Raw genomic sequence first — 10,568 nt, 5'->3', positions numbered from 1 at the left:
GGCCAAGGCCGCGCTCCCTGGCGATCTCCGCCTTGGTGCGGCGCTTGGGCTTGTAGGGCAGGTAGATGTCCTCGAGCTCGGCCTTGGTGGTGACGGTGGCGATCCGGATCGCCAGATCGTCGGTCAGCTTGCCCTGGCTGGTGATCGACTCGACGATTGCGGCGCGCCGCGCTTCAAGCTCGCGCAGATAGGCCAGGCGCTCGGACAGATTGCGCAGCTGGGTGTCGTCGAGGCCGCCTGTCACTTCCTTGCGGTAGCGCGCGACGAACGGAACGGTCGCGCCCTCGTCGAGCAGTCCGACGGCGGCCACGACCTGCTCGGGCTTCGCATTGATCTCGGCCGCGATGATCGCGGCGATTTTCCTGTTGTCGCCAGCCATGGAATCCTGGTGCCTGTTGAACGGTGCGCGAACATAGTGACTGCGGGGCAGAACGCCAAACGGCCAATCAGCCGCGCCTGTTCAAGGTCCACAGGAAAGCGGCCATCCTGCGGCAATCGGCGCAACTAGCCCAGGTCATTTCGTGGCGCCGAAGCTATATGCTACCGCCAAGTGAAGACGGGAGCGAACGAATGAAGTTTGACAGGGTGCTATTTGCGGCAGGCGCACTGTTTGGTGCTGCGGGCGTGGCGCTGTCGGCGGCGGCAACCCATGGCGGCAGCGTCAATGTCGCAACCGCGGCGAATTTCTTGCTTTTCCACGCCCCTGCCCTGATCGCACTGTCGCTGGTTGTCGCCGGCAGCAGAATTCTCCACATTGGCGCAGCCATTCTTCTAGTGGCGGTCCTGCTGTTTTCCGGTGATCTTCTGGCCCGCGAATATCTCGGCCAGCGGCTGTTTCCATTCGCGGCTCCCTTGGGCGGCACCGGAATGATCCTGGGCTGGCTGATGCTTGCCGTTGGCGCGGTACTTTCCCGCAAGGACTAGGTCAATCAGGGCCGAGTTGCCCCTCATCCCCTGCCGGACCTTCTCCCCGTAAGGACGGGGAGAAGGAGGATGGCCGCAACGCTGACGCCCCCTCTCCCCGTCCTTCACGGGGAGAGGGTAAGGGTGAGGGGCAATTCAGCGTCAGCTGATCCGATACGGCAACGGATGCCTGACGTCCTTGTCGATCACCAGCTTGCGCTTGAGCGGCGGCACGGCGCGCTGCTGGCAATTGGTGCGCTCGCAGATGCGGCATGAAATGCCGATCGGGTCGAAGGCGGTCTTGCTGCCCAACTCCAGCCCGTCGGCATAAACGAAGTCCCGGGCGTAGGCGACTTCGCAGCCAAGTGCGATGGCGTAACGGCGATGCGGCGCGTTGAAGCCGCCGCCGCCTTTGGAAATCTCCGTGGCGATGCAGAGATAGCGCGCGCCATCGGGCGTCTCGGCGAGCTGGCGGATGATCCGGCCCGGCGTCTCGAAGGCCTGATGCACGTTCCACAGCGGGCAGGCCGCGCCGAAGCGGGCGAACTGCAGCTTGGCGGCACTATGGCGCTTGGTGATGTTGCCGGCACGATCAATGCGGGCAAAAAAGATCGGCACGCCCTTGTGGCCCGGCCGCTGCAAGGTGCTGAGGCGATGCGCCACCTGCTCGATGCTGGCGCCGAAATGCGCCGCAAGCAGTTCCAGATCGTGGCGCAACTCGCCCGCCGCCTTCATGAAAACCTGATAGGGCAAGGTCAGTGCGCCGGCGAAATAGTTGCGCAGGCCCATCTTGCAGATCTCCAGCGCCTCGCTGGTGCGGAAATCGGCGGTGCGCGCGATCTGCGCAACCTCTGCTTCCATCTCCATCTCGGCGATCTGGAAAGCGATCTGGAAACTGCGGGTGGCGACCGGCGAATAGGTGTTGAGGAACAGCACGCCCGACTTGGGATCGAAGCGCCTGAGCGCGTCATCATTGGCGTCAGCACGAGCGATGCGCACGCCATGACGGCTTTCGAGATGTCCGGCCAGCGCCGCATAGCTGTCGCGCTCGCCAATGCCGAGTTCATGGGCCAGCCGCTCGGCGGCGAGGTCCAGACTGTGGATGTAGTTGTCGACGAAATGGAAGAAGTCGCGGACTTCCTCATAGGGCGTCGGCTCGGTCAGGCCGATGCTCTTGCCGAGTGTGTCGTCGAGGCTGGCGAGCTGCTCGCTGTTGCGACGATAGGCCTGGTGCGCCGAAATCAGCGCCCGGGCAAAACCCGGTGCGTTCTGCGTCACCAGCTTGAGCTCCTGCAGATTGGGCGCATAGTTCTCAAACAGCGGATCGCTGAGTGCCTCTGACAGAGCCGACAACAGCCGGTCGCCGTCGCCTTGCGAAATCTCCGTGATGTCGATCTGGAATTTTTCGGCGAGCGCAAGCAGGACGGAGGCCGAAACCGGGCGCTGGTTGTTCTCGATCTGGTTGAGATAGCTTGTCGAGATGCCGATGCGTTCGGCAAAGCTCGCCTGCGTCAGCTTGTTGGCTTCGCGCAGCTCGCGCACCTTGCGGCCGATATAGAGTTTGCGTGACACCATGTTTGCAAATTCGCAATTTACAGTTCTCGAATTTGTATATTACGCTTTCGCACACTTTCAACTGTTTTCCTGCGCGCGCCATGGGGCTATTGCGCCAACTTCGCTGCTTGCCGCTGACGCGGCGAGAGGCCATTGTTTTTCAAACTCGTAGCGCGGGAGAAAGCTCATGACGCTCTACCAAGCCGTTGCCGACAGGCAAACCAGCCGGCTCAGCACCATGGATGTCGTTGCCGTCGTCGCAGGTTCGCTGCTTCTGACGCTGTCGGCCAAGGTCCAGGTGCCGTTTTATCCCGTGCCGATGACCATGCAGACGCTTGTCGTGATCGGGCTGGGCCTGGCGCTCGGTCCGGTGCGTGGCGGGGCAGCCGTCGCGCTCTACCTCATGCAGGGCGCGCTTGGCCTGCCTGTTTTCGCCGGCACGCCGGAAAAAGGCATCGGCCTCGCCTACATGATGGGGCCGACCGGCGGCTATCTCCTGGGTTACCTGCCCGCAGCCCTGCTTGCCGGCTGGCTGGCCGAACGCGGCTGGGACCGTAACGCGCTTTCGGCCATGGCGGCTGCTCTGCTTGCCGGCGCCGTGATCTACGTCCCCGGCCTGCTCTGGCTCGGCTCCGTCATTGGCTTCGACAAGCCTGTGCTGGCCTTCGGCCTTTATCCCTTCATCCCGGGCGACATCGCCAAGGCCGTGCTTGCGGCCCTCGCCTTCCCCGCAGCCTGGAAGTGGCTTTCCGCAAAGGGCATGAACTGATGCGCGCCGTTCTCGAACAGCTTGAAGCCCGCCGCGCCGAGGCCCGTCTCGGCGGTGGCCAAAAACGCATCGACGCCCAGCATGCCAAGGGCAAGCTGACGGCGCGCGAACGCATCGACGTCCTGCTCGACGAAGGCTCCTTCGAAGAGTTCGACATGTATGTCACCCACCGCACCACCGAATTCGGCATGGCCGAGCAGAAGGTGGCGGGCGACGGCGTCGTTACCGGCTGGGGCACAATCAACGGCCGCCTGGTCTATGTCTTCTCCCAGGACTTCACCGTGCTCGGCGGCTCGCTGTCGGAGACCCATGCCCAAAAGATCTGCAAGATCATGGATATGGCGGTGCGCAACGGCGCCCCTGTCATCGGCCTCAACGATTCCGGCGGCGCCCGCATCCAGGAAGGCGTGGCCTCGCTCGCCGGCTATGCCGACGTGTTCAAGCGCAATGTCGACGCCTCGGGCGTGGTGCCGCAGATCTCCGTCATCATGGGCCCCTGCGCTGGGGGCGCTGTCTATTCGCCTGCCATGACCGACTTCATCTTCATGGTGCGCGACAGTTCCTACATGTTCGTCACTGGTCCCGACGTGGTGAAGACCGTCACCAACGAGATCGTCACGGCGGAAGAACTCGGCGGTGCGCGCACCCACACGTCAAAGTCGTCAGTCGCCGACGGCGCCTATGAAAACGACGTCGAAGCGCTGGAGCAGGTCCGCCTGCTGTTTGACTTCCTGCCGCTGAACAATCGCGAGAAGCCGCCGGTGCGGCCGTTCCACGACGATCCGGCGCGGTTGGAGAAGCGTCTCGACACGCTGATCCCCGACAGCGCGGCCAAGCCCTACGACATGAAGGAGCTGATCCTGGCGATTGCCGACGAAGGCGATTTCTTCGAGATCCAGGAAGCCTTCGCCAAGAACATCATCACCGGCTTCATGCGCATCGAGGGCCAGAGCGTCGGCGTGGTGGCCAACCAGCCGATGGTGCTGGCCGGCTGCCTCGACATCGACTCGTCGCGCAAGGCTGCGCGCTTTGTTCGTTTCTGTGACGCATTTTCGATCCCGATCCTGACTTTGGTCGACGTGCCGGGCTTCCTGCCGGGAACGGCACAGGAGTATGGCGGTGTCATCAAGCACGGCGCCAAGCTGTTGTTCGCCTATTCGCAGGCGACCGTTCCCATGGTCACGCTGATCACCCGAAAAGCCTATGGCGGCGCCTATGACGTCATGGCGTCCAAGCATATCGGCGCCGACATCAACTACGCCTGGCCGACCGCCGAGATCGCGGTCATGGGGGCCAAGGGCGCGACCGAGATCCTTTATCGCTCGGAACTCGGCAATCCCGAAAAGATCGCCGCGCGCACCAAGGAATATGAAGAACGCTTCGCCAATCCCTTCGTCGCCGCCGAGCGTGGCTTCATCGACGAGGTGATCATGCCGCATTCGTCGCGCCGCCGCATCGCCCGCGCCTTCGCCGCCCTGCGCGGCAAGAAGGCCGAAGCGCCGTGGAAGAAGCACGACACGATACCTTTGTGAGCAGGTCAAACATGTTCAAGAAAATCCTCATCGCCAATCGTGGCGAGATCGCCTGCCGGGTCATCAAGACGGCCCAGAAACTCGGTATCGCAACGGTCGCGGTCTATTCCGACGCCGACCGCGAAGCGCTGCATGTGAAGATGGCCGACGAGGCCGTCCATATCGGGCCGGCGCCCTCGAACCAGTCCTACATCGTCATCCAGAAGATCATCGACGCGGTGCGCCAGACTGGTGCCGATGCGGTGCATCCCGGCTATGGCTTTCTTTCGGAGAACTCGAACTTCGCCGAGGCGCTAAAGGCCGAGGGCGTCGCCTTCATCGGACCTCCCCCGGTTGCGATCGAGGCGATGGGCGACAAGATCACGTCGAAGAAGATCGCGGCCTCCGCAGGCGTGTCGACCGTTCCCGGCCATATGGGCCTGATCGAGGACGCCAATGAGGCGGTGAAGATCGCCAACCAGATCGGCTATCCCGTGATGATCAAGGCCTCCGCCGGCGGCGGCGGCAAGGGCATGCGCATCGCCTGGAACGACGCCGAAGCGCGCGAAGGCTTCCAGTCATCGAAGAACGAGGCGAAATCGTCGTTTGGCGACGACCGCATCTTCATCGAAAAATTCGTCACCCAGCCGCGCCACATCGAGATCCAGGTGCTGGGCGACCAGCACGGCAATCTGCTTTATCTCGGCGAGCGCGAATGCTCGATCCAGCGCCGCAACCAGAAGGTCATCGAAGAAGCGCCGTCGCCGTTCCTCGACGCCGAAACCCGCAAGGCGATGGGCGAACAGGCCGTGGCCCTGGGCAAGGCGGTCGGCTACTTCTCGGCCGGCACGGTCGAGTTTATCGTCGATGGTAACAGGAACTTCTACTTCCTCGAGATGAACACCCGCCTGCAGGTTGAGCATCCGGTGACCGAACTGATCACCGGCATCGATCTCGTCGAGGAGATGATCCGCGTTGCCGCAGGCGAAAAGCTGCGCTTTGGCCAAAGCGACGTGAGACTGAACGGYTGGGCGATCGAAAGCCGGCTCTATGCYGAAGACCCCTACCGCAATTTCCTGCCGTCGATCGGCCGCCTCACCCGCTACCGCCCGCCGGTCGAAGGCAAGCGCGATGACGACACGGTTGTCCGCAACGACACCGGCGTCTTCGAGGGCGGCGAAATCTCGATGTATTACGACCCGATGATCGCCAAGCTGTGCAGCTGGGCGCCGGACCGGGCCACTGCCATCGAGGTCATGGGCCGCGCGCTCGACGATTTCGAGGTCGAAGGCATCGGCCACAACCTGCCGTTCCTGTCGGCCGTCATGGATCATCCGCGCTTCCGCTCGGGCGCCATCACCACCGCCTTCATCGCCGAGGAATATCCCGACGGATTCGCCGGCGTCGCGCCTGCCGAGGCCGATGCTACGAAGCTTGCCGGTGTGGCAGCACTGATCAATTTGTCGATGCAGCGTCGCGGTGCCCAGATCTCCGGCGCGCTTGCGAATCACCAGCGCCCGGTGGGTGCCGACTGGGTGGTGACGCTTGGCGGCTTTACGCTGCCGCTGCACGTCAGGGACGGTGCCGACGGCACGGTTGTCGAATTCGACGATGGTACCTCGCTGGCCGTGTCGAGCGACTGGCTGCCCGGCCATCTGCACGCCAACTTCGCCGTTGACGGCAACTCGATCGGGGTCAAGACCTCGCGTTCGGGCACCGGCTGGCGTCTGCGCTGGCGAGGCATGGACGTGGTGGCGCATGTGCGCAGCCCGCGCGTCGCCGAACTCGCCAAGCTGATGCCGGTAAAACTGCCGCCCGACACCTCAAAGATGCTGCTTTGCCCGATGCCGGGCGTGGTAACGTCGATCCTGGTCAAGCAAGGCGACGAGGTCGAAGCCGGCCAGTCGCTGGCGACCGTCGAAGCGATGAAGATGGAMAACGTGCTGCGCGCCGAACGCAAGGGCACGGTCAAGCGCGTCGCTGCGACCGCAGGCGAAAGCCTGGCCGTCGACGAGCTGATCATGGAATTCGAGTGATGGAAGTCCAGGCACTTWCACTCTTCCCCTTGTGGGGAGGACACCGGCGCCTGAGGAGGCCCCAATGACCGACAAACCATCGATTGAATCGTGGAAAAAGCTCGCCGAACGCGAGATCAAGGCGTCGCCGGATACGCTTGTCTGGAACACGCCCGAAGGCATCGACGTCAAGCCGCTCTACACGGCCGACGATCTTTCCAGCATCGACAATCTCTATTCCATGCCGGGCTTCGCGCCGTTCCTGCGCGGTCCGCGCGCGACGATGTACACCGGCCGTCCCTGGACCATCCGCCAATATGCCGGCTTCTCGACGGCGGAGGCGTCCAACAATTTCTACCGCAAGGCGCTCGCCGCCGGCCAGCAAGGCGTGTCGGTGGCCTTCGACCTTGCCACCCATCGCGGTTATGACAGCGACCATCCGCGCGTCGAAGGCGATGTCGGCAAGGCCGGCGTCGCCATCGACTCGGTCGAGGACATGAAGATCCTGTTCGACGGCATCCCGCTCGAAAAGATCTCGGTGTCGATGACGATGAACGGCGCGGTTATCCCGATCCTCGCCAGTTTCATCGTCGCCGGCGAGGAGCAGGGTGTCTCGCGCGAAAAACTGTCGGGGACCATCCAGAACGACATCCTCAAGGAATTCATGGTCCGCAACACCTACATCTATCCGCCCGAGCCCTCGATGCGGATCGTTGCCGACATCATCGAGTACACGGCTAAGGAGATGCCGAAGTTCAATTCGATCTCGATCTCCGGCTACCATATGCAGGAAGCCGGCTCGACGCTGGTGCAGGAACTGGCCTTCACGCTCGCCGACGGCCGCGAATATGTGCGGGCGGCGCTGAAGAAGGGGCTCAACGTCGACGAGTTCGCCGGACGACTGTCGTTCTTCTTCGCCATCGGCATGAACTTCTTCATGGAAGCGGCCAAGCTGCGCGCCGCGCGCCTGCTCTGGTCGCGCATCATGGCCGAATTCGAGCCCAAGAAGGCTTCGTCGCTGATGCTGCGCACCCACTGCCAGACCTCTGGCGTGTCGCTGCAGGAGCAGGACCCCTACAACAACATCGTGCGCACCGCCTTCGAGGCGATGTCGGCGGCACTTGGCGGCACGCAGTCGCTGCACACCAACTCCTTCGACGAGGCGATCGCCTTGCCGACCGAATTTTCGGCGCGCATCGCCCGCAACACCCAGTTGATCCTCCAGCATGAAACGGGCGTGACCAAGGTCGTCGATCCACTCGCCGGCTCCTACTACGTCGAGAGCCTGACCAACGACCTCGCCGAAAAGGCCTGGGCGCTGATTGAGGAAGTCGAGGCCATGGGCGGCATGACCAAGGCGGTCGCAACAGGCCTGCCCAAGCGCATGATCGAGGAAGCGGCGACACGCCGCCAGGCCGCCGTCGACAAGGGCGAAGAGGTCATCGTCGGCGTCAACAAGTATCGGCTCGAGCAGGAAGACCATCACGATTTCCTCGAGATCGACAATTCCGCCGTGCGCCTGTCGCAGATCGAGCGCATCGAGCGCACCCGACGCCAGCGCGACCCCAGCCGCGTCGAGGCAGCACTGGCAGCACTCGAAAAGGTCGCCCGCAGCGGCGAAGGCAACATGCTCTCCGCCGCCGTCGAGGCTTCCCGGGCGCGCGCCACTGTCGGCGAGATTTCCGACGCCATGCGCCGCGCCTTTGGCGATCATGTTGCGGTGCCCGAAGTCGTCGAGAACGTCTATGGCCAGGCCTATGACGGCGAACCGGAATTCAAGACGCTGGTGTCGCGACTCGAACAATTTGCCGGCTCACTAGGCGAAAAGCCGCGCATCATGGTGGCCAAGCTCGGCCAGGACGGCCACGACCGCGGTGCCAAGATCATCGCCTCGGCCTTCGGCGACATCGGCTTCGAGGTCATTGCCGGACCTCTCTTCCAGACACCCGGCGAGGCCGCCGATACGGCAATCGCGTCCAAAGTCCATGTTGTCGGCATGTCGTCTTTGGCCGCCGGCCACAAGACGCTCGCCCCGCAACTGGTCGAGGCGCTGAAAGCCAAGGGCGCTGAAGACATCATCGTGGTGGTCGGCGGTGTCATCCCGCGCCAGGACTACGAGTTCCTGCTCGACCATGGCGTCGCAGCCGTGTTCGGTCCCGGCACCAATGTGCTTGATGCCGCGCGCGCCGTGCTCGACCTGATGGAAGGCAAGCGCCGCAACGAGTAAGCCGGCTTAGAAAATAAAAAAGGCCCGCTTGCCGACGACAAGCGGGCCTTTTTTTTCCGATCAGGTCGGCATGTTTTCGCGGTCGTGCTCGGCGATCATCTCGCGCAAGGCTTCGAGCACCGTGCCCTTGAGGTCGTTGCGCTTGAGCGCGAAAGCGACATTGGCCTGGATGAAACCTTCCTTCGAGCCGCAGTCGAACATCCGGCCGGCGAACGGCCGGGCAAAGAAGGCCTGGCTGGTGGCAAGGCGAACCATCGCATCGGTCAGCTGGATCTCGCCGCCGGCGCCGCGCGCCTGTGTGCCCAGCAGCGTGAAGACCTCCGGCTGCAGGATATAGCGGCCATTGATGTAGAAATTCGACGGCGCATCGGCCGGCTTCGGTTTTTCGACCATCGCGGTCACCTCGAAGCCCGAGCCGACAGCAGCACCCTTGCCGACGATGCCGTATTTGTTGGTCTCGTGCGGCGCACACTGCTCGACGGCGATGACGTTGCCGCCGGTCTCGCCATAGAGTTCCATGATCTCGGCGAGGCAACCGCGCTTGCCGAACGACACCATGTCGGGCAGCAACAGCGCGAAAGGTTCATCACCAATGATGTCGCGCGCGCACCAGACAGCGTGGCCAAGGCCGTGCGGCGCCTGCTGGCGGGTGAAACTGGTGGTACCCGGCACCGGCAGCAGGCTCTCCAGCGACCTGAGCTCGTGGACCTTGCCGGCCTGTTCGAGCGTGCCGATCAGCTCGGGATGAAGGTCGAAATAGTCCTCGATGACCGCCTTGTTGCGGCCCGTCACGAAGACGATGTGCTCGATGCCGGCCTCAAGTGCTTCGTCGACTGCATATTGCACCACAGGCCGATCGACGACCGGCAGCATTTCCTTCGGCATAGACTTGGTCGCCGGCAAAAACCGCGTGCCCAGACCCGCGACCGGAATGACGGCCTTCCTGACTTTCCTGATTGCCATAAAGTTCTCCCCGTTCTTGCATGCTTTTCGGACGTATTCTTACGTGTAGGTAAGAACCGTTGGATGCGGCTATTGTTCCGAACTGATGACAATATTGAGGCAGCCGGAATGGGCTGCCTCGGGATACGCAATCAACAAAGATTTCAGTATGTTGCGGTCAGGCTGCCTTGCGCCCGATGGAGATGTAATCGATGCCGTGGCGGGCGAGCACGCGCGGGTCGTAGAGATTGCGGCCGTCGAAGATGACGGGGGTTGCAAGCGCCTGCTTGATCACCTCGAAGGACGGCGCGCGGAAATTCTTCCACTCGGTGGCGATCAGCAGCGCATCGGCGCCGCGCAAGGCCGCCTCCTTGGTGCCGCAGAGCAAAAGGTCGTCGCGCTGGCCGTAGACGGTCTGCGCCTCCTGCATCGCTTCGGGATCGTAGGCCTGGACCCTGGCGCCGGCACCCCACAGCGCCTCCATCAAAACGCGGCTTGGGGCCTCGCGCATGTCGTCGGTGTTGGGCTTGAAGGCGAGCCCCCACAAGGCAAAGGTTTTTCCCGCGAGATCGCCGTTGAAATAGGCCGCGAGCTTGTCGAACAGCACCGCCTTTTGGGCATTGTTGCGCTCTTCGACCGACTTCAAC

At 63.1% G+C, this 10,568-nt stretch carries 9 protein-coding genes; 5 read left to right on the top strand and 4 right to left on the bottom strand.

Annotated features, from left to right (window positions below; translation table 11 throughout):
- Window positions 1–379, bottom strand: a 379-nt coding sequence (locus AC1DWF_RS26720; RefSeq protein ID WP_476842241.1) for a Tex-like N-terminal domain-containing protein, incomplete at its 3' end; no start/stop codon positions are given.
- A gap of 191 nt (window positions 380–570) precedes the next feature.
- Between AC1DWF_RS26720 and AC1DWF_RS26715 the strand changes: the two genes are divergently transcribed.
- A complete protein-coding gene (locus AC1DWF_RS26715) occupies window positions 571–924 on the top strand; it encodes a DUF423 domain-containing protein (protein ID WP_476783619.1) in 354 nt (117 codons plus the stop codon).
- Window positions 925–1,065: 141 nt separating this feature from the next.
- On the opposite strand, the gene AC1DWF_RS26710 is transcribed toward AC1DWF_RS26715, so the two are convergent.
- Window positions 1,066–2,478, bottom strand: a complete 1,413-nt coding sequence (locus AC1DWF_RS26710; RefSeq protein WP_476804256.1) for a helix-turn-helix domain-containing protein — start codon at window positions 2,476–2,478, stop codon at window positions 1,066–1,068.
- Window positions 2,479–2,644: 166 nt separating this feature from the next.
- Here AC1DWF_RS26710 and AC1DWF_RS26705 point away from each other — a divergent pair, with 166 nt between their 5' ends.
- The 4 genes from AC1DWF_RS26705 (at window position 2,645) to scpA (ending at window position 8,979) form a co-directional block, all read left to right on the top strand.
- On the top strand, window positions 2,645–3,226 hold the full coding sequence (locus tag AC1DWF_RS26705; protein ID WP_476783621.1) for a biotin transporter BioY: 582 nt from the start codon (window positions 2,645–2,647) through the stop codon (window positions 3,224–3,226).
- Window positions 3,226–4,758 carry an acyl-CoA carboxylase subunit beta gene (locus AC1DWF_RS26700; protein ID WP_476783622.1) on the top strand — a complete coding sequence of 511 codons (1,533 nt, stop codon included), beginning with the start codon at window positions 3,226–3,228 and terminating at the stop codon, window positions 4,756–4,758. Before AC1DWF_RS26705 ends, AC1DWF_RS26700 begins: the two co-directional genes overlap by 1 nt.
- A gap of 11 nt (window positions 4,759–4,769) precedes the next feature.
- Window positions 4,770–6,773: an acetyl-CoA carboxylase biotin carboxylase subunit gene (locus AC1DWF_RS26695; protein ID WP_476842240.1), complete on the top strand. Its 2,004-nt coding sequence runs from the start codon at window positions 4,770–4,772 to the stop codon at window positions 6,771–6,773.
- Window positions 6,774–6,837: 64 nt separating this feature from the next.
- Entirely contained in the window at window positions 6,838–8,979 is a 2,142-nt protein-coding gene (scpA, locus tag AC1DWF_RS26690) for a methylmalonyl-CoA mutase (protein ID WP_476788130.1), read from the top strand.
- A gap of 60 nt (window positions 8,980–9,039) precedes the next feature.
- Here scpA and AC1DWF_RS26685 read toward each other — a convergent pair whose 3' ends face one another.
- A complete protein-coding gene (locus AC1DWF_RS26685; protein WP_476783626.1) occupies window positions 9,040–9,936 on the bottom strand; it encodes a UTP--glucose-1-phosphate uridylyltransferase in 897 nt (298 codons plus the stop codon).
- A gap of 163 nt (window positions 9,937–10,099) precedes the next feature.
- On the bottom strand, window positions 10,100–10,568 hold a 469-nt coding region (locus AC1DWF_RS26680; RefSeq protein WP_476842239.1), incomplete at its 5' end, for a UDP binding domain-containing protein.

This window comes from Aminobacter sp. P4_D5, from assembly GCF_056401815.1.
This window is presented reverse-complemented; position numbering and strand designations above follow the sequence as displayed.

What these genes read in the sequence shown, in the direction of transcription:
- AC1DWF_RS26715 (WP_476783619.1), top strand. Translation starts at nt 571, where the DNA reads ATGAAGTTTGACAGGGTGCTATTTGCGGCAGGCGCACTGTTTGGTGCT.
- AC1DWF_RS26710 (WP_476804256.1), bottom strand. Translation starts at nt 2,478, where the DNA reads ATGGTGTCACGCAAACTCTATATCGGCCGCAAGGTGCGCGAGCTGCGC.
- AC1DWF_RS26705 (WP_476783621.1), top strand. Translation starts at nt 2,645, where the DNA reads ATGACGCTCTACCAAGCCGTTGCCGACAGGCAAACCAGCCGGCTCAGC.
- AC1DWF_RS26700 (WP_476783622.1), top strand. Translation starts at nt 3,226, where the DNA reads ATGCGCGCCGTTCTCGAACAGCTTGAAGCCCGCCGCGCCGAGGCCCGT.
- scpA (WP_476788130.1), top strand. Translation starts at nt 6,838, where the DNA reads ATGACCGACAAACCATCGATTGAATCGTGGAAAAAGCTCGCCGAACGC.